This window comes from Rhizobium hidalgonense (assembly GCF_005862185.2).
In the GTDB taxonomy this organism is placed as follows: Bacteria; Pseudomonadota; Alphaproteobacteria; order Rhizobiales; family Rhizobiaceae; genus Rhizobium; species Rhizobium hidalgonense.
Window position 1 is genome coordinate 750,780 of the sequence record NZ_CP054027.1, and the last position, 20,739, is coordinate 771,518.

General features: G+C 62.0%; 21 protein-coding genes. 6 read left to right on the plus strand and 15 right to left on the minus strand.

Annotated features, from left to right (window positions below; all coding sequences use genetic code 11):
* A complete protein-coding gene (locus FFM81_RS03525; protein ID WP_003566376.1) occupies positions 1-2,115 on the plus strand; it encodes a mechanosensitive ion channel family protein in 2,115 nt (704 codons plus the stop codon).
* Positions 2,116-2,120: 5 nt separating this feature from the next.
* Here the strand turns inward: FFM81_RS03525 and FFM81_RS03530 are convergent, their stop codons facing one another.
* Positions 2,121-2,498 (minus strand): DoxX family protein, encoded by a 378-nt coding sequence (locus tag FFM81_RS03530; protein ID WP_138385368.1) that lies wholly within the window; start codon positions 2,496-2,498, stop codon positions 2,121-2,123.
* Between the two features lie 237 nt (positions 2,499-2,735).
* Here FFM81_RS03530 and mprF point away from each other — a divergent pair, with 237 nt between their 5' ends.
* Both mprF and FFM81_RS03540 read left to right on the plus strand, forming a co-directional pair.
* On the plus strand, positions 2,736-5,339 hold the full coding sequence (mprF, locus tag FFM81_RS03535; protein WP_003566373.1) for a bifunctional lysylphosphatidylglycerol flippase/synthetase MprF: 2,604 nt from the start codon (positions 2,736-2,738) through the stop codon (positions 5,337-5,339).
* A complete protein-coding gene (locus FFM81_RS03540; protein ID WP_138385350.1) occupies positions 5,336-6,718 on the plus strand; it encodes a virulence factor family protein in 1,383 nt (460 codons plus the stop codon). Before mprF ends, FFM81_RS03540 begins: the two co-directional genes overlap by 4 nt.
* Here the strand turns inward: FFM81_RS03540 and FFM81_RS03545 are convergent.
* The 8 genes from FFM81_RS03545 to ruvC all read right to left on the minus strand — a co-directional run bounded on the left by FFM81_RS03545 (position 6,715) and on the right by ruvC (position 11,720).
* The gene (locus FFM81_RS03545) at positions 6,715-7,278 is read right to left on the minus strand and encodes a DinB family protein (RefSeq protein ID WP_025417003.1); all 564 of its coding nucleotides are present in this window, start codon (positions 7,276-7,278) and stop codon (positions 6,715-6,717) included. The two genes, FFM81_RS03540 and FFM81_RS03545, sit on opposite strands and share 4 nt — an antisense overlap.
* Positions 7,279-7,317: 39 nt before the next feature.
* A complete protein-coding gene (locus tag FFM81_RS03550) occupies positions 7,318-7,830 on the minus strand; it encodes an NUDIX hydrolase (protein WP_138385351.1) in 513 nt (170 codons plus the stop codon).
* A 6-nt stretch (positions 7,831-7,836) separates the two neighbouring features.
* Positions 7,837-8,739 (minus strand): metallophosphoesterase, encoded by a 903-nt coding sequence (locus FFM81_RS03555; RefSeq protein WP_138385352.1) that lies wholly within the window; start codon positions 8,737-8,739, stop codon positions 7,837-7,839.
* Positions 8,740-9,780, minus strand: coding sequence for a Holliday junction branch migration DNA helicase RuvB (ruvB, locus tag FFM81_RS03560; protein WP_138385353.1), 1,041 nt, complete (start codon positions 9,778-9,780; stop codon positions 8,740-8,742).
* Positions 9,781-9,861: 81 nt separating this feature from the next.
* Positions 9,862-10,476 (minus strand): Holliday junction branch migration protein RuvA, encoded by a 615-nt coding sequence (ruvA, locus tag FFM81_RS03565; RefSeq protein WP_003566367.1) that lies wholly within the window; start codon positions 10,474-10,476, stop codon positions 9,862-9,864.
* 13 nt (positions 10,477-10,489) lie between these two features.
* Positions 10,490-10,903: a type II toxin-antitoxin system VapC family toxin gene (locus FFM81_RS03570; RefSeq protein WP_025416999.1), complete on the minus strand. Its 414-nt coding sequence runs from the start codon at positions 10,901-10,903 to the stop codon at positions 10,490-10,492.
* The gene (locus tag FFM81_RS03575) at positions 10,903-11,154 is read right to left on the minus strand and encodes an AbrB/MazE/SpoVT family DNA-binding domain-containing protein (protein ID WP_003566365.1); all 252 of its coding nucleotides are present in this window, start codon (positions 11,152-11,154) and stop codon (positions 10,903-10,905) included. The genes FFM81_RS03570 and FFM81_RS03575 overlap by 1 nt, the downstream gene beginning before the upstream one ends.
* A gap of 56 nt (positions 11,155-11,210) precedes the next feature.
* Complete coding sequence (ruvC, locus tag FFM81_RS03580; RefSeq protein WP_003566364.1) at positions 11,211-11,720, minus strand: crossover junction endodeoxyribonuclease RuvC; 510 nt, start codon at positions 11,718-11,720, stop codon at positions 11,211-11,213.
* 242 nt (positions 11,721-11,962) lie between these two features.
* Here ruvC and FFM81_RS03585 point away from each other — a divergent pair, with 242 nt between their 5' ends.
* Together FFM81_RS03585 and FFM81_RS03590 are read left to right on the plus strand one after the other, a co-directional pair.
* Positions 11,963-14,278, plus strand: coding sequence for a methyl-accepting chemotaxis protein (locus FFM81_RS03585; RefSeq protein WP_138385354.1), 2,316 nt, complete (start codon positions 11,963-11,965; stop codon positions 14,276-14,278).
* A 123-nt stretch (positions 14,279-14,401) separates the two neighbouring features.
* The gene (locus FFM81_RS03590; protein WP_003566362.1) at positions 14,402-15,403 is read left to right on the plus strand and encodes an LLM class flavin-dependent oxidoreductase; all 1,002 of its coding nucleotides are present in this window, start codon (positions 14,402-14,404) and stop codon (positions 15,401-15,403) included.
* Positions 15,404-15,477: 74 nt separating this feature from the next.
* On the opposite strand, the gene FFM81_RS03595 is transcribed toward FFM81_RS03590, so the two are convergent.
* Positions 15,478-16,224, minus strand: a complete 747-nt coding sequence (locus FFM81_RS03595; RefSeq protein WP_003566361.1) for a YebC/PmpR family DNA-binding transcriptional regulator — start codon at positions 16,222-16,224, stop codon at positions 15,478-15,480.
* A 117-nt stretch (positions 16,225-16,341) separates the two neighbouring features.
* The gene (locus FFM81_RS03600) at positions 16,342-16,776 is read right to left on the minus strand and encodes a DUF6636 domain-containing protein (protein WP_138385355.1); all 435 of its coding nucleotides are present in this window, start codon (positions 16,774-16,776) and stop codon (positions 16,342-16,344) included.
* A 126-nt stretch (positions 16,777-16,902) separates the two neighbouring features.
* Here FFM81_RS03600 and FFM81_RS03605 point away from each other — a divergent pair, with 126 nt between their 5' ends.
* The gene (locus FFM81_RS03605) at positions 16,903-17,406 is read left to right on the plus strand and encodes a pyridoxamine 5'-phosphate oxidase family protein (protein ID WP_003566359.1); all 504 of its coding nucleotides are present in this window, start codon (positions 16,903-16,905) and stop codon (positions 17,404-17,406) included.
* A gap of 30 nt (positions 17,407-17,436) precedes the next feature.
* Here FFM81_RS03605 and FFM81_RS03610 read toward each other — a convergent pair whose 3' ends face one another.
* The 4 genes from FFM81_RS03610 to FFM81_RS03625 form a co-directional block, all read right to left on the minus strand.
* Complete coding sequence (locus FFM81_RS03610; protein WP_138385356.1) at positions 17,437-18,282, minus strand: MBL fold metallo-hydrolase; 846 nt, start codon at positions 18,280-18,282, stop codon at positions 17,437-17,439.
* Between the two features lie 212 nt (positions 18,283-18,494).
* Positions 18,495-19,319 carry a TIGR00282 family metallophosphoesterase gene (locus FFM81_RS03615; protein ID WP_138385357.1) on the minus strand — a complete coding sequence of 275 codons (825 nt, stop codon included), beginning with the start codon at positions 19,317-19,319 and terminating at the stop codon, positions 18,495-18,497.
* A 3-nt stretch (positions 19,320-19,322) separates the two neighbouring features.
* Positions 19,323-19,910, minus strand: coding sequence for a 5-formyltetrahydrofolate cyclo-ligase (locus tag FFM81_RS03620; protein WP_003566353.1), 588 nt, complete (start codon positions 19,908-19,910; stop codon positions 19,323-19,325).
* A 118-nt stretch (positions 19,911-20,028) separates the two neighbouring features.
* On the minus strand, positions 20,029-20,730 hold the full coding sequence (locus tag FFM81_RS03625; RefSeq protein WP_025416996.1) for a hypothetical protein: 702 nt from the start codon (positions 20,728-20,730) through the stop codon (positions 20,029-20,031).
* Positions 20,731-20,739: the final 9 nt, after the last annotated feature.

Consider the following 20,739-nt stretch of genomic DNA (forward strand, 5'->3'; position numbering starts at 1 on the left):
ATGGAGCGTAGCGGGACAGGGGTGTTGAAGGCCGCCATGTCAGGAATACTGGCACTGGTCGTGCTGCTTGGGGTGGCCTCGCCAAGCATTGCACAGACATCGCCGGCGCAGTTGCCGACCGCGGCCGCCCCGCCGGCGCAGGTGCGTGAGATGATGCAACTCATGCAGACGCCCGAAGTCAAACAGTGGATGGCGACGCAGATGGCGACGACACCTGCCGGCGCTTCTGCCGGTGCGGACCAGATGTCGGTCCTGTCAGGTCTGCTGCAGCATGCCCGCCGACATGTCTCGATGGTTTCCGATGCGGCGATGACTTTACCCTCTCAGGTCGGCAACGCGTCATCGCTGTTCTTCGGCGAAATCGCCGCCAATGGCTGGCCGCGCATGGTGGCGCAATTCCTGGCGATCTTCCTGGTCGGCGCGATTGTCGAGAGCATTGCCCGCTATGCCTTCCGCCGCCGCCGTCGTCGGCTGGCTGCGATGGCCGGCATGCATCTGGCGCCGCGGGTCATCCCGGCTTTGATCTTCGCGGCGGCAACCGTGCTTGCGCTGCTCAGCCTCGGCTGGCCACCGCTCAGCCAGAGCATAGCGATCGTCTGCGTCGTCGCGCTCGTCGTTCAACGCTTCACGATCTGTCTCGGCGGTGTGCTGGTCGATCTCATCGGCTTGGCGCGGACCGAGGAAGAACGGCAGGGCATAACCGCTCCCACCATGCCGGGGCGTGCCGTTGCGCTCTTCTGGTACCGTCGCTGCGCGACCTTCGTCATCTATTTCATGCTTGGCTGGGCGGCGATCCAATCGATGGAGCCGCTCGCCTATTCCCCGAGTGCGCGGCTCCTCGTCGGCTACATCCTCGGTATCGGCTTGCTGCTGATCGCGATCGAAGCGGTCTGGTCGCGGCCGCACAAGGATGAGAAGCGCGGTCACGGGATCTCCTGGGCACTCACCGTTTATTTCCTGCTGCTCTGGAGCCTTTGGGTCGCAGGCTTCAACTGGCTTCTCTGGCTCGGCATCTATGTGCTGCTCCTGCCGCGCGTGCTTGCCGTTTCGACGCTGGCGGTGAAATCACTGCAGCAGACCGAAGCGAGCTTCCTGGCGACGCGCCGCATTGCGACCGTTCTGCTCGACCGGGGCGTGCGGGCGTTGATCATTGCCGTTGCCGCCGTCTGGCTCGGGCGTATGCTCGGCGTCGGCGCCGATACGATGGCTGCCGGCGACACGATGGTCGACAAGATCGCTCGCGGCGTCATCGGTGGCATCGTCATCCTGCTTGCTGCAGATCTGCTTTGGCACGTCGTCAGAGCCTTTATCGACGGAAAGCTGCTCGACTCGCCGCTCGATGGGGGCGCGACGGATGAGGAGAAGGCGAAACGCGCCCGGATACAGACGCTGCTTCCGATCTTCCGGAATATCCTGGCCGTCGTCATCGCCGTCATCGCGGTTTTGATGGTGCTCTCCGGCCTCGGCATCGAGATCGGGCCGCTGATCGCCGGCGCCGGTGTCGTCGGCGTCGCGGTCGGCTTCGGCGCGCAGACGATCGTCAAGGACGTCATCAGCGGCATGTTCTATCTCTGGGATGATGCTTTCCGCATCGGCGAATATATCGAAAGCGGCAGCCACAAGGGTGTGGTCGAGGCTTTCAGCCTGCGCTCGGTGAAGCTCAGGCATCATCGCGGGCCGCTGACGACGGTGCCGTTCGGCGAACTCGGCGCGGTGAAGAACCTCAACCGCGACTGGACGATCGACAAGATCAGCCTCAACGTCAAATACGACACCGATCTCGTCAAGGCGAAGAAGGTGATCAAGCAGATCGGCCAGACGCTGCTCGATAATCCGGAATTCGGCCCTCATATCATCGAGACGCTGAAGATGAAGGGTGTCGAGCAGTTCGGCGAATTCGCCATCGAAATCCGGCTGTCGATGATGACGAAGCCCGGCGAACAATTCGTCATCCGCCGCAATGCGCTGGCGATGATCCGCAATGCCTTCAAGGAAAATGGCATCGAATTCGCTGTGCCGACGGTGCAGGTGGCGGGTGATCGCGACGCGGAGGTCGAAGCGGCCGTGGCGCGCTACGCCGCCCATGCGCGGGCGAATGGCGAACCGGCGGCATAGGCGGGTCACATCGGGCCGGCGGCTGTTATCAGCAGGCCGCCGATAATCGCCATGTTGGTTTTCCAGGTATTGATCGCGCTTTCGCGGGCCGTTCCCTGCATATCCCAGAAATTCAGCAGCATGACCGTAGCGGCAAGGGTGAAGACGATGAGACCGAATGCCGCTGCCGTGACGAAGAGCCCCAGCATCAGCAGCGTGCCGGCAAGGATCTGGAACAGGCTGCCGGAGAGCAGCACCCATTTCGCCAACGGGATCCCGCGGGCCTCGATTGCGTCGGTCAGTGGCACGATGACGAAAAAATGATGAAAGCCGCCAGCGACATAGAGACCGCCCAGCAAAAGACGGCCGAGGACGATCATCATCAGGCCGGGACCATCCTGCATATCCAACCACTCTCCTGCGTCTCAGAATCGCCGTCGCGGACAAAGCTCGTCCGAAGCTTACGAAAATGCAATGCGCCGTGACGCTCGCCTGCGCAAATTCGCCCCAATTGAGGGTGATGGAGGCCCAAGCGGCGGGCTGGGGTTGCGGCGGCATGTCTTCATAGAGCTTGCATGCCTCTCATGTTACGTCTTTCAAAAATGATTCCCGCCGAGCTGGCAATTGCAGCAGGATAAGAGATGTCGGGCCACGACAATTTGAAAGAAATGGAAGACGCGGACGGATTTTCGTTTCGCGGGTTATTCAGACGTTACAGAACACCGCTGACAGCCGCGGTGACACTCGTCATCTTCTGCCTCGTCGGTTATGCGATTATGCAGCTCACCAACGAAGTGCGCTATGACGATGTTGTCGATGCGCTGGCGGCGACCAGGCCGAGCGCCATCCTGCTTGCGCTGTTCTTCACCGCACTCAGTTTCCTCTCGCTGGTCTTCTACGATCTCAACGCCATAGAATATATCGGCAAGAAGCTGCCCTTTCCGCATGTGGCGCTGACGGCGTTCAGCGCCTATGCTGTCGGCAATACCGCCGGCTTCGGGGCGCTTTCGGGCGGTGCGATCCGCTACCGCGCCTATACGCGCCTCGGGCTCTCGCCGGAAGATATTGGCCGCATCATCGCCTTCGTCACACTATCCTTCGGTCTCGGGCTTGCGGGAGTTGGGGCAATCGCCCTCATCATCATCGCCGACGAGATCGGCCCGCTGATCGGCGTCAGCGCCTTCCTGCTGCGGTTGATCGCCGGTTCAATCGTCGCCATTCTGGGTGCGGTGATGATCATCGGCCGTGACGGGCGCGTGCTCGATCTCGGCCCCGTGGCAATCCGCCTGCCAGATTCGCGCACGTGGTCGCGGCAGTTCCTCGTCACCGCCTTCGATATCGCCGCCTCGGCGTCCGTGCTCTACGTGCTGCTGCCGCAGACGGCAATCGGCTGGCCGGTCTTCCTTGCCGTCTATGCGATCGCCGTCGGTCTCGGCGTGCTCAGCCACGTTCCGGCCGGGCTCGGCGTGTTCGAGACCGTGATCATCGCCTCGCTCGGCAGCGCGGTGAACATCGATGCCGTGCTCGGATCACTGGTGCTCTACCGGCTGATCTACCATGTGCTGCCGCTGCTGCTCGCCGTGCTCGCCGTCTCGGCGACGGAGCTGCGCCGTTTCGTCGACCATCCGGCCGCCTCCAGCGTGCGGCGCATCGGCGGAAGGCTGATGCCGCAGCTGCTGTCGGCTCTCGCCCTGCTGCTCGGCGTCATGCTGATCTTTTCGAGCGTCACGCCGACACCGGACCAGAACCTCGAATTCCTCTCCAACTACCTGCCGCTGCCGATGGTCGAAGGGGCGCATTTCCTTTCCAGCCTGCTTGGGCTCGCGCTGGTTGTCGCTGCGCGCGGCCTCGGCCAGCGGCTCGACGGCGCCTGGTGGGTGGCGGTGTTCTCGGCCGTCGCGGCGCTGACCTTGTCGCTGTTGAAGGCGATCGCGCTCGTCGAAGCCGCCTTTCTCGCCTTCCTCATCTTCGGGCTCTTCGTCAGCCGGCGGCTCTTTACCCGCCATGCCTCGCTGCTCAATCAGGCGCTGACGGCGTCCTGGCTGATGGCGATCGCTGTCATCGTCGTCGGCGCCGTCGTCATCCTGCTCTTCGTCTATCGCGATGTCGAATACAGCAACCAACTCTGGTGGCAGTTCGAGTTCACCGCCGAAGCGCCGCGAGGCTTACGCGCCGTGCTCGGAATTACCATCATCTCGTCGGCGATTGCCGTCTTCAGTCTGCTGCGGCCGGCCGCCTTCCGGCCGGAACCGGCAACGGAGGAGGCGCTGGCGCGTGCCGTCGAGATCGTCGGCAAGCAGGGCAATGCCGACGCCAATCTGGTGCGCATGGGCGACAAAAGCATCATGTTCTCGGAAAAGGGTGACGCCTTCATCATGTACGGCCGGCAGGGCCGGTCCTGGATCGCACTGTTCGACCCGGTCGGCGAACATCGCGCCGTGCAGGAGCTCGTCTGGCGTTTCGTCGAAGCGGCGCGGGCTGCCGGCTGCCGGGCCGTGTTCTATCAGATCTCGCCGTCGCTGCTTTCCCATTGCGCCGATGCCGGCCTCCGCGCCTTCAAGCTGGGCGAACTGGCGGTGACCGATCTTAGAACCTTCGAAATGAAGGGCGGCAAATGGGCGAACCTTCGCCAGACCGCGAGCCGCGCCCAGCGCGACGGGCTGGAATTTGCCGTCGTCGAACCGGAGCAAGTGCCCTCGGTCATCGATGATCTCGCCGCCGTTTCCACGGCCTGGCTCGAGCATCACAACGCCAAGGAAAAGGGCTTTTCGCTCGGCGCCTTCGATGCCGATTACGTCTGCTCCCAGCCGGTCGGCATCCTGAAAAAGGATGGCAGAATCGTCGCTTTCGCCAATATCCTGGTCACGGAGTCCAGGGAGGAGGGCACGATCGATCTCATGCGCTTCTCGCCGGAGGCGCCGAAAGGCTCGATGGACTTTCTCTTCGTGCAGATCATGGAGTATCTGCGCGGTCAGGGCTTCACCCACTTCAATCTCGGCATGGCGCCTCTCTCCGGCATGTCGAAACGCGAGGCGGCTCCCGTCTGGGACCGCATCGGCAGCACCGTCTTCGAACACGGCGAGCGCTTCTACAACTTCAAAGGCCTTCGGGCATTCAAATCCAAGTTTCATCCGCACTGGCAACCGCGTTATCTTGCGGTCTCCGGAGGGGGCAATCCGATGATCGCGTTGATGGACGCGACATTTCTGATCGGGGGCGGATTGAAAGGGGTAGTGAGAAAATGATCAAGACAATCCTTCTTGCCACGGCATGCGCCTGCATGCTTGCGGTCGCACCGGCTAATGCCGCCGAGGAAACCATCCAGACCTTCGAAAGCGGGCTTATCCCGTCGCCGCACATCTTCCTGCCGGAAGGGGAGGTGAAGGGCACCGTGATGCTGATCTCGGATGCGGCCGGCTGGGGTGACTTTGAGAAAGCCGAAGCCGACAGGCTGGTCGCCGAAGGCGCCGTCGTCATCGGCGTCGACTTTCCCTCCTATATCCAGGCGCTCAGCCGCTACGATGTCAGCCTCAATGACGGCTGCGTCTATATGGTTTCGGACATCGAATCGCTGAGCCAGCAGGTGCAGCGCGCGACCGGCAACAATGCCTATCACCTGCCGATCGTTGCCGGCATCGGCGAGGGCGGAGCCCTGGCACTGGCGATCGCCGCCCAGACGCCGGATGCGACGATCGGCCAGACGCTTGCCGTCGATCCGGTCGCCGGCATTCCGCTTGCGCAGGAGCTTTGCACGCCGGCGGCCAAAAAGGTGGTCGGTCAACGCATCATGTACGGCCTCAGCGACGGCGCTTTGCCGGATCCGATCGTCACCGTCTTCACGCCCAAGGCCGACAAGGATGGCAGGGCGCATGCCGAAGCGCTAAAGAAGATCCATTCTACGATCGAGATCCGCGATTCCACCGACGATGCGCAAACGGTGTTTGGCGACACGCTCGATGATCTCGTCACCGCCTCCGGCGCCTTCGGCAATCCGCTCGGCCTGCCGCTGGCGATCCTGGAGGCGACCCCCGCCCTCGATACGATGGCGGTGATCTATTCCGGCGATGGCGGCTGGCGCGACATCGACAAGGAGGTCGGTGCCACGTTGCAGAAGGAAGGCATTCCGGTCGTCGGCGTTGATTCGCTTCACTATTTCTGGTCGGAGCGCAAGCCGGATGAGACCGCCGCCGATCTTTCGAAGATCATCGATTTCTACCGCAAGCAGTGGAAGGTGAAGCATGTGCTGCTCGTCGGATATTCCTTCGGCGCCGACGTCGTGCCCGCCACCTATCAGCTCCTCAAGCCGGCCGAAAAGTCGGCGGTGGCGCAATTGTCGCTACTGTCGCTCTCGCACCAGGTCGATTACGTCATCTCCGTTCTCGGCTGGCTTGGCCAGAAGACGGAAGGGGCTGGAGGCGATCCCGTCGCCGATCTGAAGAATATCGATCCGAAACTCGTGCAATGCATCTACGGCAAGGACGACGATGACGATGTTGCCTGTCCGGCGGTGAAGGATAGCGGCGCCGAGGTCGTCCAACTGCCCGGCGACCATCACTTCGACGAGAATTATGATCTGCTCACCAAGACGATCATCGACGGGCTGAAAAGGCGGCTGCAGGATTAATGCATCAGGGTTTCTTCGCTCCAGCCGAGATCGGCGAGTTCGCTGCCGCGAAACCGGCCATCGTCCGCAACGATGAATTCGTCCAGCTGCGGCGGGGCGACGCTGGTGCCGGCGAGCATTGCATGCACCTGGCCGCGATGGTGGGTCTGGTGCTGGAAGAGGTGGGCAAGGACGTCGTCCATTCGCTCCTGCTGGATGCGAGCACCGCGATGGAGGCTGACAGTCGAGGTGAGTTTCTCCGGCGTCAGCGCCTCGCAAAGCGCCGTCAGGCGCCGATCGACGTTGGCCTGCGCTTGCGCCAGCGATAAAACATCGTCGAACGGTTCATCGATCTCGAAGGCCTGGAAGCCGAGCGTGCCACCTTCCAGGCCGTCGACATAGAACCAGTCGACCGTGATGATGTGGTTCAAGGTTTCCTTGATCGAGGGGAAGAAGCTTGTTCGCGGCGCTTCGAATTCGCCGGGCTTTAATGCCGCGCAAGCCTGAAGCAGACGGTGGTTGGCAAGAGCGTTGTTATAAGCGAGCTTCCGGAATGGCCGGGCGGGATCGAAGGTCGGCATCGGCGTATCTCCTCTTCGCGCGCTGCTGGAATGGTTGCGTCAGTCCTGGTCGTCGAGATTGCCGTCCCGCCAGACGAGATGACGGGGTGCTGCGGGCAGGGTCTCGATCTCCCCGGCGATGAAATAGGGCGGGATGTCGAGGTCGGTCAGGGCCTCGCGCGTCGCGAGCACCCATTTGAATTCGAGATGGTTGTCGCCGTCTTCGACGCGGTGGATGATTTCGCCCGGCTCGAAGGGGAATTCCGGCGGGATTTCCATCAGGTAATACAGGCCGAGTTCATGCCAGTCGCGCTGTTCGTAATGGAAAAAGTTCTCGACGATCCAGAGCAGGCGGGAGACGGTGACCTCGACGCCCAGTTCCTCGGCCATCTCTCGTCTCAGCGTCTCCTCCGAAGTTTCGCCGATTTCCGCCCTGCCGCCCGGAAAGGTCCAGAAGGGCTCATGCACGGCGCGATGAACGAGCACGTGGCCATCACGAAAGCCGAGGCCGGCGATGCGATAGTTGAAACGCTCAGCGCCCGCAGTCAGGCGGATGAGAGTGCGCTTGCTCATGTCATTCTATCCAAGATCGATCACGACGATTTCCGGCGGGACGCCGAAGCGCACCGGGGCGATGGAGCAGCCGAGCCCGCCGGACACGATGATGTTACGCCCCTCCTCGACAATATGGCCATAGGCGTAGCGATTGCCGTAACGCGAGGGGACGATCGGCGAACGGCCGAGGAAACGGATCTGTCCGCCATGGGTGTGGCCCGACAGCGTCAGCGAGACGCGCTCGGGCACGCGCGGAAAGATATCGGGTTCATGGGCAAGCAGGATGACGGGTGCATCGTCGGTCACCTGAGCCAGCGTTCCATCGAGATCGTCGAGGCCGAGCATGCGGGTGCGGCCCCACTTCCTGCCGGGCAGCAGCGCCAGCTGATCTTCGAGGCCTGCGAGCCAGAAGCCGTGGCCATCCTTTTCGAGCCGAACGGCGCGGTTGCCATAGACCGGGATTCCGACGTCGGCGAGCGCCCGGTGTCCGAAGGTTTCCATTCCGCCGTTCTTCTGGGCAGTCCTGTCTTCCCACCAGTCGTGGTTGCCCATGATCGCATGGACGCCGAGCGGGGCCTGCAGGGTGGCCAGCGCCTTCGACCATTGGCTCGAATGCACATATTGCGTCACCATGTTCATGCCGGCGGCGTAATCGCCAAGCAGGACGGTGACATCGCCTTCGAGTTCATTGGCCCTGTGGCAGATCGAGGCAATGCGGCTGGCCGACATCCAGGGTTCGCAGGCATGGATATCGGCGAGTGCGACGATGCGGAGCTTTAACCCTGGTGTCCATCCCGGCGGCGTCAGCCGGTATCGGGCGATACCGAGCCGCGCCAGCGGTTCATAGGCGAAGGCGTAACCGCCGAGCGCCATGACACCTGCGATACCGCCGCCAAGAACCTTGAAAAATCCGCGGCGGGTGATCACTCAGTCGTCCTCCTGGAACAGCCGGAACTGCGCCGCCTCCATCTCCTTGGGCGGTTGCATTCCGAGATGTTTCCACGCGATTGCGGTCAGAACGCGGCCGCGCGGCGTGCGCTGAATGAAACCCTGCTGGATCATGTAAGGCTCGATAATGTCCTCGATCGCGTCGCGCGGCTCGGACAGGCCGGCGGCGATGGTTTCGATGCCGACCGGGCCGCCGCCGAAATTGACGGCGATCATGTTGAGATAACGTTTGTCGAGCTGGTCGAAGCCGACATTGTCGACCAGCAAGCGGGTCAGCGCCTCGTCGGCGATCTCGCGGGTGACGGCCTCGGCCCTTGCCACCTCGGCGAAATCGCGCACGCGCCGCAACAGCCGGCCGGCGATGCGCGGAGTGCCGCGGGCGCGTCTTGCGATCTCGCGGGCGCCCTCCTCGGTTATCGGCAGGTTCATCAGCCGGGCGCCGCGGCGCACGATCAGTTCCAGCTCCCCGACGGTATAGAAGCTCAGACGCACCGGGATGCCGAAGCGGTCACGCAGCGGCGTCGTCAGCAGGCCGAGGCGGGTGGTGGCCGCCACCAGGGTGAATTTCGACAGATCGATTTTCACCGAGCGCGCGGCAGGGCCTTCGCCGATGATCAGGTCGAGCTGGAAATCTTCCATGGCCGGATAGAGGATTTCCTCGACGGCCGGATTGAGGCGGTGGATCTCGTCGATGAAGAGCACGTCGCGCTCCTCGAGATTGGTGAGCAGCGCGGCGAGATCGCCGGCCTTGGCGATCACAGGGCCCGACGTCGAGCGGAAGTTGACGCCAAGTTCCTTCGCCATGATCTGTGCCAGCGTCGTCTTGCCGAGGCCGGGCGGCCCAACGAAGAGCACATGGTCCAGCGCCTCGCCGCGGTTTTTCGCCGCCTCGATGAAGACCTTGAGATTGGCGCGCGCTTCCGCCTGGCCGGTGAACTCGTCCAGCGACTGCGGGCGCAGCGTGATGTCGAGATCTTCGCCCCGCTTTTCCGGCGATATCAGGCGGGCGGGTTCGCTCATGCTCTCATTCCGTTTTGAAACCTGTTACAGCAATACACCAAAAGTCGGCTGCCTCGACATCCATACATTGGTTTCCGGCGTTCACCGCGCCAGCTCCTTCAATCCCAAGCGGATCAGCTTGGCGCTATCGGCACCGTCACCGGCTGTTTTCATCGCAGCGGCAACGGCATTTGCCGCCTGATCTCTGCTATAGCCGAGGTTGGTCAGAGCGGACACCGCATCGGCAACCGGTGCAGCGGCGACACCTTCGCCGAGCTCCTGCTTGAGGGCGATATTGATCGCTTCCCCGGCAAAGGCCGGCGCCCGGTTCTTCAGTTCCGTGACCAGGCGCATTGCCACTTTCGGGCCGACGCCCGGCGCGCGGGAGACGGCGGTGCGGTCCTGCAGGGCGATCGCATTGGCGAGTTCGCCCGGCGTCAATGTCGAGAGCACGGCAAGCGCCACCTTGGCGCCGACGCCCTGGACGCTTTGCAACAGGTTGAACCATTCCCGCTCGAGTGCGGTCATGAAGCCGAAGAGCTTCAGCTGGTCCTCGCGCACATAGGTCTCGATGAACAGCACGCAGGCCTCCCCGGCCGAGCCGAGCTTGGACAGGGTGCGGGCCGAGCAATGGGCGACGTAGCAGACGCCGTGCACATCGACGAGCACATAGTCTTCGCCGATCTCATCTATGGTGCCTTTCAGCTTGCCGATCATGGGGCGCGGTCTCTCAAGGGTGGGTTTCGGGCGTGATAAGTTCAACGGCGGGAAAATAAGAGCGGTAGCCGCTGGGGTCGCGGGTCAAAATTTTGTAGCCCCTGATCGCCGCATGGGCGCCGATGAGGAAGTCGGGCAATATCCGTTCGCGTCCTCCGCCGGCGCGACGATAAATCCGGAAGGCTTGAGCGGCGGCAAAGGCGGCCGGCCAAGGCAGGTTCTCGCGGCGGAATTCATCCTGCGGAAGCAGTTGGTCAACTTCGTCCATATCGTCGTAGCGAACGGAAAATTCGGAATAGATGATCGGGTTTATCAGCACTGGCCCATCTCTGAAGACGTCGAGCATTTTCCGACGCGACCACCCATGCCAGTCCGAACCAGTCACAGCTAGATCGACGAGTATGTTTGTATCGACAAGCGTCGCCATCAGCGGTCACGGGTCATCGACATGAGGTCTTCGGCATCGATCGCCTGATCGCCGGTTCCTTCGAGACGACGGATCGTCTGTAGGAAGCGGTCCAGCCGGCCCCGATCCTCGATCTCCTGCTTGCCGTTCTTCGGCGAGAGAACGAGCTTGCCGTTCTCGATCGAGAAGATGACCTCGCTGTTGGCCTCGATGCCGGCAAGCTCTCTGAGATCGCGAGGAATGGTGACCTGGCCTTTGGACGTGACGCGCATTTGCTGCTCCTTCGAAGTAAGAATTATCCTTACTATCGGAACAAGTCAAGAACAGATTAGCCGGCCAGCGCCTCTCGCATCCGGTTGCTGCCGCGATTATGCGCATGGCAAATGGCGATCGCCAGGGCGTCGGCGGCGTCGTCGCCTTTGAATTCAACCTTCGGCATCAGGATTTTCAACATCATGTGGATCTGGTGTTTTTCGCCGTGGCCGACGCCGATGACGGCCTTTTTTACGGCGTTCGGGGCATATTCGGAGACCCGCAGTCCGGCGCGCGCCGGCACCAGCATGGCGATGCCGCGGGCCTGGCCAAGCTTCAGGGTCGCGACTGCGTCCTTGTTGACGAAGGTCTGTTCGACGGCGGCTTCATCCGGCTTGTAAGCGTGGACGACCTCCGCCAGGCCATCATGCAGTTGGCAGAGGCGGGAGGCAAGGTCCATGTCTCCATCGGAGGTGACGGTGCCGGAGGCGACAAACCGCAGGGAATTGCCAAGTGTGTCGATGACTCCCCAGCCGGTGCGGCGAAGTCCGGGATCGATGCCGACGATGCGAATCGTATTTTGCATGGTTCAACCTATAGCGATTGCGAAATAACTGCCATCGATATGTGAACAAAACAAAAACACTCCTGGTTTTAGGTCGCGCCATTTACCGCGAATTAAAACAGATGCTTGAATTCTAGTGTCAAATACGAAGGGGGTCTCGTGTCGTAAGGAGATAAGCCCCCGATGTTCTGTTTAAAATCGGTCGATCAGGCATGCGCTGCGTGCCCACGCCGGCAGGCGTGTTCAGAAGGGGTTAGTCGTACATGGCACAGAGATTTCAATCCCTGTCCTTCAAGGTCATTGCCACTTTCATTCTGCTGACTGTGCTGTCGATCGCGGTGATCGACGTGCTTGCCTATTTCGCCAGCAGCCGGATTTCCGACGAGCAGGCGCTGAAAGCCAAGGAGAGCGTGCTGATTTTTCGCGGCGACATGCTGCAGGATCAGCTGACGCAGCTTGAAAACCAGGCGACGTCGATTGCGCGCATAGAGGCGCTGCAGATGTCGATCACCAGCCTGAAAAGCGGTTGGAAGACGATCGAGAAGACCTCCGGCGATGCCCGCGCCGAGTTGAAGAAGGTATTCATCTCCGGCAATCCCAACCCGGCCGATCAGCGCGAGAAGCTGATGAAGCCGGAAGGGCCGAGCGGCTTTTATTATTCGAACCACGAGAAGACGCAGGGGGAAGTCGCCCGCGATCTCGCGGATACCGCCTTCAGCGATCTGCTGATCGCCGATCTCGACGGCACCGTCCTCTATTCCTACAAGAAGCAGGACGACTTCGCCGAGAATCTAAAGACGGACACCTGGAAGGCAACCGGCGCCGGTATCGCTTTCGCCAAAGCGGTCGAGAATACCGCCAAGGCGACGGATGACGCCGCACCGACAGGTTTCTCCGGCCTTCGCGTCGATGCCACCAGCGGCAAGTCGGCGATCTTCTATGCGGTGCCGATCGTCAAGCTCGGCGCAGCCAAGGGCATCTTTCTCTTCAAGGTGCGCGACGACATCGTCACCAGCATCCTTGCGAAAGGCATCGTCCAGGGCAGCACGGCGCGGGCGGCGATTGTTTCCGGCGATGGGTCGGCTGTCGGGCTCGACGCGAACGGCAGGCTTGCGACGCTCGATGCGACTCCTTTCGCCTTCATCAAGGACGCGCTGGCCAGTTCGGCGATGACGGTTGCCGATTTCGGCAGGGCGGATGGGCAGGCGCGCGCCTATGTCCGTGGCATCGACTATCGTGGCGACCGTTTCCTCGTGGTCGAGAGCGTGCTCTTGAGCGAACTCAATGCCGGCTCGATCGAGATCGCCACTTTGCTGACGATGATCGGCATCGGCGTGCTCGTCGTCATGGCGGTCGCCACCGGCCTCGTCACCAATCTCCTGTTCTCGCCGCTGGCGCGGCTCGCCGGGGTCACCCGCGACGTCGCCGGCGGCAAGCTCGACAGCGAGATCGGCAGCCTGAACCGCAAGGACGAGATCGGCACGATGGCGAATGCGCTTGCCCGCTTCAAGCAGTCGCTGATCGAAAGCCGCGAACTGGAAGCCGTCAGCGAAGAGACGCGCCTGCAGGCCGAGCAGGATCGCCAGCAGAATCTGGCCGAGCGCGAGGCCGAGGCGAAGACATTGCAGCAGGTGGTCGAGGCGATCGATGAGGGCCTGCATCATCTGGCGAGCGGCGATCTCGCCTACCAGATCGATAGGCGCTTCCCGAACGAGCTGGAAAGCCTGCGCATCAATTTCAACGAGGCGCTGGCGACGCTGAGCGAAACGATGACGGCCATCGGCGGCAACTCGATGGCGGTGCGGGCCGGATCCGAGGAGATGCGCACCGGCGCAGACGAGCTTGCCGGCCGCACCGAGCGTCAGGCCGGCTCGATCACCGAGACGGCGAATGCGATCAGCGCCATCACCCAGTCCGTCCGCCGGCAGATCGAGCGGGCCGAACAGGCCGAGCGCATCGCCCGCGACGCCAAGAAGGAGACGACCGGGTCCGGCCAGATCATGCGCGAGACGATCGCAGCGATGGAGGCGATCCAGACCTCTTCGCGCCAGATCAACACGATCATCTCTGTTATCGACGACATCGCCTTCCAGACCAACCTCCTGGCACTCAATGCCGGCGTCGAGGCGGCGCGCGCCGGTGAATCGGGCAAGGGCTTCGCCGTCGTCGCGATGGAAGTGCGCGAACTCGCTCAGCGCTCGTCGAGCGCGGCCAAGGAGATCTCCAGCCTGCTGCAGAAATCGACGCATGAGGTCGAAAGCGGCGTGTCGCTTGTGGAAAGGGCCGGCGTTGCGCTGACCGGCATCGGCGCCCATGTCGAGGCGATCAACGGACAGATCAACGACATCATGGGTGCGACCCGTGAGGAAGCCAATACACTGCGCGAAATCAACAGCGCCGTCGCCGAGCTCGACGCGATGACGCAGCAGAATGCCTCGATGGTCGAGGAGACAACGGCGGCGATCCACCGGCTGGCGACGGAAGCCCTGGAAATGGACCGCCAGCTCGGCAATTTCACGCTGCCCCCCGGCCACCACCAGCCGAGCGCCGAGGTGCATGTGATGCGCCGTCACCGGTAGCCACCGCCCGTAGCATTGCAAGGGGTCGCGTTCGCGCGGCCCTTTTTCTTTGCGCGCTCGGTTTGGAATGGTGCGAGCGCGAACCTACATAGGCTGCATCTTTCACTGGCCGGCAGGTTTCCCATGGTTCCCTTCTCCATACTCGACCTTTCCCCCGTTGCCGAAGGCAGCAGCGTGCGCCAGTCGCTCGAGAGTTCGGCGCGAATGGCCAAGAAGGCCGAGGAATTCGGTTACAAGCGCTTCTGGCTCGCCGAACATCACGGCATGCCGGGGATCGCCAGTGCCGCCACATCAGTCGTCATCGGCCATGTCGGGGCCGCGACAACGCGCATCCGCATCGGCTCCGGGGGTATCATGCTGCCCAATCATTCGCCGCTCGTCATCGCCGAGCAGTTCGGCACGCTGGAGGCGCTCTTCCCCGGCCGTGTCGATCTCGGCCTCGGGCGGGCGCCGGGAACGGACATGCGCACGGCACAGGCGCTGCGGCGCAATCTCGAGGCTGGTGCAAACAGCTTTCCGAACGACGTAGTGGAATTGCAGCAACTGCTCGATACGCCGGTCGAAAACCAGGCAATCCTCGCGGTTCCCGGCAATTCATCGCATATCCCGATCTGGCTGCTCGGCTCCAGCCTCTACAGTGCCCAGCTCGCCGCCATGCTTGGGCTTCCCTATGCCTTCGCCTCACATTTCGCGCCCGACATGCTGCTCGATGCGATTGCGATCTACCGCGACCGCTTCCAGCCCTCGGCGACACTCGACAAGCCCTATGTGATGGTCGGGGTCATGGGCGCGGTGGCGGCGACGGATGATGACGCGCGCTATCATTTCACCTCCGCCGAGCAGCAGTTCGTCAACTTGCGCCGCAATGTCCGCGGCCCGTTCCCGCGCCCGGTGGCCGATATGGAAAATTTCTGGTCGCCGATGGAAAAGATGAACGTCGAACATACGCTGCGTTACGCCGTGGTCGGGTCGCCGCAGACGGCGGAGGCGAAACTGACTGCGTTTCTCGAGGAAACGCAGGCCGACGAGGTGATCATCTCGATGCCGATCCATGATATCGAGGTACGACTGAGGTCGGTGGAACTGTTTGCCGGGTTGGGAAGCTTCATGCGGGCGGCGGCATAGGTCGAAAAGCCACGGCTCGACACAAAAAACCCGGCGTCACGGCCGGGTTTCCATTGGCGATCGTTTAAAGAGAATCAAGCCGAGAGCTTGGCCAGCACTTCTTCCGAGACCTCGAAGTTCGAATAGACGTTCTGCACGTCGTCATCGTCTTCCAGGCTGTCAATGAGCTTCATCAGCGACTGGGCCTTTTCCTCGTCCACCGGCACATTGTTCTGGGCGCGCCAGACGGCCTTGACGGTTTCGGCTTCGCCGAGGCTCGATTCCAGGGCTTTCGATACTTCGCCGAGAGCCTCAAAGCCGCAGGTGATGTAATGGCCCTCTTCGTCGGTCTCAACATCGTCGGCGCCGGCTTCGATCGCGGCTTCCATCACCTTGTCGGCGTCGCCAACGGAAAGCTTGTAGGTGATTTCGCCGACATGGTCGAAGGAGAAGGAAACGGAACCGGTTTCGCCGAGAGCGCCGCCGGCCTTGGTGAAGATCGAGCGGACGTTGGAGGCGGTGCGGTTGCGGTTGTCGGTCAGAGCTTCAACGATGATCGCCGTGCCGCCGGGGCCGTAACCCTCGTAGCGGACTTCGTCGTAGTTTTCGCCATCGGCGCCGGCTGCCTTCTTGATAGCGCGGTCGATGTTGTCCTTCGGCATGGACTGGGCCTTGGCGTTCTGGATCGCCAGGCGAAGACGGGCATTCATCATCGGGTCGGGCAAGCCGGCCTTGGCGGCTACGGTAATTTCGCGCGCAAGCTTGGAGAACATTTTCGACCGCACCGCGTCCTGACGGCCTTTGCGGTGCATGATGTTTTTAAACTGTGAATGGCCAGCCATGGCATCCCTGTCCACGTCTCATTGTTCGGAATGGGCCGCCTTATAAGAGCGAAACGGCACCCGTTCAAGGAAAAAGCGGTGGATTTGCTTGATGATGCACGGGTTCTGCCGCCTGTCTCAATCAACCGTCAGCCGCTTGCGGCTAGCGAAGAAACCATGTCCGTCCTGGCGTCGGCACCGCATCCCTTCCGTGCCGGAGGTGCAGGAATAAGGCCCGCCCTTCCAGCTCTCGCCATAGTCGAGCACATGCTCGTCGCTGCAGCAGGCGGTGTCGCCGACCATCTTGAAGATATAGGCCTTGCCGCTCGCCGGCAGGATGAGGCGGACGTAGAGCGGTTCGATACGATCACAGGCAAGCTCTGGCCCGCCGTCTTCGGGAACATACATTTCGACGCCGCCCTTTGGCGTATAGACGCAGCCTATATTTCTTGTGGGCGCGACGAAGACGACCTGGCCGTTTTCGTCGGGCTTGAAGGTCTTTTCCGCCGCAAGGCCTCTGGGCGCAAAGGCTGCGCAAAATATCAAAGCAAGAATCGAATGTCGCGTTCGCATCGTGATCCTCTCCGGTCGGGCGCACTATCGCATATTCCTCTGCTGTGAAAAGCGGGCGTGGCTCTACGGAACAAAGGCAGGAGGATGACGTTTCAACGGAACTCCACCCAACGGAAAGGAACGGTCATGGCAAGTCTCAGCGAGGCGCAGGAACAGCCAGCACGTCAGCTCTGGGATCAGGTCAACGATGTTCATGCCGGCATGCTCGGAATTTCCGGGATGGACATGCACATGCAGCCGATGGCGCCGCATGCCGACCCCACAACCAATACGATCTGGTTCTATACCAAGACCGATGCAGAGATCGTGCGGGCCATAAAGCCCGGCAGCCGCGCGCATTTCTGCCTCGTCGGCAAGGATCATGACTATCACGCCTGCCTTGCCGGTGTGATCGAAGTGCGCCCTGACCCTTCCAAGATCGAGGAATATTGGAATTCGATCGTGGCTGCCTGGTATGACGGCGGCAAGAAGGATCCCAGACTTACCATGCTTTCCCTGCATGTCGACGATGCCGAGATCTGGGTCTCCACCGGCAACAGCCTGAAATTCGGGTGGGAGATCGCCAAGGCCAATCTCGATGATGACAAGACGCCGGATATCGGCATCAGGCGTCATCTGCAGTTTGCCTGATGCGCAAGGCCCTGATGTAACCGGGCCTTTTTACTGCACACCCTTCAGTACGTAGATCAACGGCTTTTTCGGCAGCGTGCGCATCGAGACGGTGATGCTATCATCGGGTGCGTTGGCGACGTCGAAATCCTTGCCGAACATCGAGACGAAGGCCTCGACCGGCGCGCCGCGCCGGTGCATCGGCAGAATCAACGACGAGCGCAGCCGCTTGATGACGCGGCTCATGCTGTCGGCGCCCATGGTCAGGCCGCCATCGACCGGGACCATGACGACGTCGAGGCGGCCGATCTCGGTATAGTGGGCATCTGTCAGTTCATAATGCAGATGGCCGAGATGGCCGATGCAGAGGCCGGCGATTTCGAAAATGAAGATGGAATTGCCGTTCTCCCGCGAGCCGCCGAGGCCATAACTGAAGCGGATATCCGTCGCGACATTGCGGATATAGGCGTCGCCGATGACGAGTTTGATTTCGGCCTTCTCGCCCGGAACATCGCTCCAGCCATGCAGCACATGCTTGATTTCAGGATCGGGCGCCAAGGTAAAATGGCTCGTGTGCGCCTTGTTCATGGTCACGACGTCGGGCATCGTCGCCGGCCTGTACCAGCCGTTATAGTCTGTCGCGATGACGATGCCGCCAGGAGTTTCGATCTCGAAGGTGGAATGGCCGCGGAAGGTCAATTTGACGTCCCCGCCCTCGGAGACGGCGTGCGTCAAGGTGGCGGCGCCGGAAAAGCTTGCGAAGGTTGCCTTGGGGATATTCTGCGCGATTGCCTGGCACGGGCTGACGGGCGTTCGCTGTTCCTGGGCTCCGGCGGGAACTGGCGCAGCGAAGGCCGCAAGACATGCGATAGCGAGGACAAGATATTGCGGCTTCATGCCACCCTCCGGCGCTCCATCACTTTGAATTGGCGGCGCGAGGATGCGGCATGAGGTCGCAGCGGTCCAGACTAGGGATGCTCACGATCGCGTGTTGCGCGGGATGGGGCTGAAGCGCGCCGCATCAAACTTGATTCATGCAACGCTTCAGCTCTTTGTTTTTACGCATGTCGTCATCCCGGAACCGCTGCGCCCTTCCGGGCGACATGGAATTAGCGCCAGAAATCCGGCACCGTCTCGGCCAGCCGCGGTCCGAGCCGGAGCGGCGCGATCTTTTCGGCCAGTCCCGTCGCATCGGAAATCTCCACGCCGACGCCGCAGATCGTCGCGGGCCCGTTTGCTGCTTCCATGCGGCCCTTTGGCATCTTGGAGATGAAGCGGTTGAGCGGCTCCTCCTTGTCCATGCCGAGGGAGGAATCGTAATCGCCGCACATGCCGGCATCCGACATATAGGCGGTTCCGCCGTTCAGGATCTGCGTGTCGGCCGTCGGCACATGCGTGTGGGTGCCCACGACGAAACTGGCGCGGCCGTCGACGAAATGGCCGAAGCACTGCTTTTCGCTGGTCGCTTCAGCGTGGAAATCAAAAATGATCGCATCGGCCTGCTCCTTCAGCGGGCAGGCGTCCAGGATCACCTCGGCCGATTTGAAGGGATCGTCGAGCTCCGGGTGCATGAAGACCCGGCCCATGACGTTGGCAACGAGTACACGCGCACCGTTCCTGGCATAGAACAGGCCGGAGCCGCGGCCGGGCGTGCCTTGCGGATAGTTGGCCGGCCGCAGGAATTGATCGTGGCGCCCGGCAAAAGCCACGGCTTCCTTCTGGTCCCAGACGTGATTGCCCGTCGTCACCACATCGGCGCCGGCATTGATCGTTTCCAGAAAGATGTCTTCGGTGATGCCGAAGCCGCCGGCGGCATTCTCGCCGTTGACGACGACGAAATCGAGCTTGAGGTCGGAGATCAGGCCCGGAAGGCGGTCCCAGACCGCTGTGCGTCCCGTCTTGCCGACCATGTCACCCAGAAAAAGCAGCCGCATTCCCTATCCAATCCAAGAGGCAAAAAAGCGAAGGCCGCTTTCTGTCAGGATGGCATCCAGGCTTATGTCGTGCGGCTCGTCGGGCACATGTGCCACTTCCTGGCAGTCGAATGCAATGCCGATCAGCTTCGGATGCAGGCCTTTTTGCCTTAGTCGGTCGATGGCGCGGTCGTAATGGCCGGCGCCGTAGCCGATGCGGTGGCCTCTGATATCGAAGGCTGAAAGCGGCACCAGCATGATTTCCGGATCGAGAATGGCGGCATCCGCCCCAGGGCCGACCGTGCCGAAACCGGTATCGACAAGCGGCGCACCCTCGGCCAGTTCGCGAAAGACGATGGTCTGCCGATCGAGGATCGCCGGCACGCAGAGCCGTGCACCGCGCACGGCAAATCGCGCCATCAGCGGCCTGAGATCAGCTTCCGAACGGATCGGCAGGAAGCCGGAGACAATCGTGCCCAGCGCAAAGCCCACGGCCTCGCCGGCATGATCGGCCATTGCGAGACTTTTGGAGGCGCGGTTCTCGGGAGAAATGGCGTCGCGTGCCGACAGTCGTTCGTTGCGCAGCTGCGCTTTCAGTTCTTTCACGGTCATTCGATCCGCCGGATATGGAAAGGTTCGAGCGAGCATAGACGGCTGGGTGCCCGATGCAAATGCCGGATGCGACGGCGCTGCGCCCATTTCACGCCCTGTCGCGGGATGCGGCCGAAGATCAGACGACGATGCTTGTCGGTCTTGTCGCGGTGTCGGTGGAGAAAGCTGCCATATCAGGAACGGCATTCGCCCCGGTCTGCCGGTTGTGCTGCCGCAGATCGTGCATCGCCTTTTCGAGCAATTGCTTGAGTTCGCCCACCACCGCCTTGAACTCTTCCATCGTTTCTCGATCATCGGCGGAAATGGTCGAGAATTTCGGGGCATCCTCGGCGACGCTCTGATAGGCCTTGCGGGCGCTGGTGGCGGCGTCCGGTTCCTCGGAGCCGGTCGCGGTTTCGGTTTCTCCCGAGGCATCTGTCAGCGCAGCGTCGGCGCCGCTCGTTGCGGCCGCCGCTGCATCCGGGGTCGCATCTACCGCGACGGCGGCCGAGCTGCCGGTCGCGACTGATGATGCGAATTCGGAGGCGGCGGTGCCGAGCTTGCGCGCCAGTTCGGCGGCCAGACGGGCGACCACTTCGGGCGGCATATTGGAGCTGCGCAGCATCTCCAATTGCTGCTTTGCCTCTTCGAGCTTGCGTTGCGCCTTCGTCTTGGCTTCATCCCCGGAATTCGCCAAAGTCTGCCGCATCTGCTGCAGCGTCTGGGTACTGCGCTGCAGCTTCAGCACCCCCTGATCAGTCTCGTTTCCCGCGGCAGATATGACCGCTGCTGAAGACGTGGCGCGCAAGATGACGGAGGCAGACGTGGTTGCGACCTGCATGGACAATCC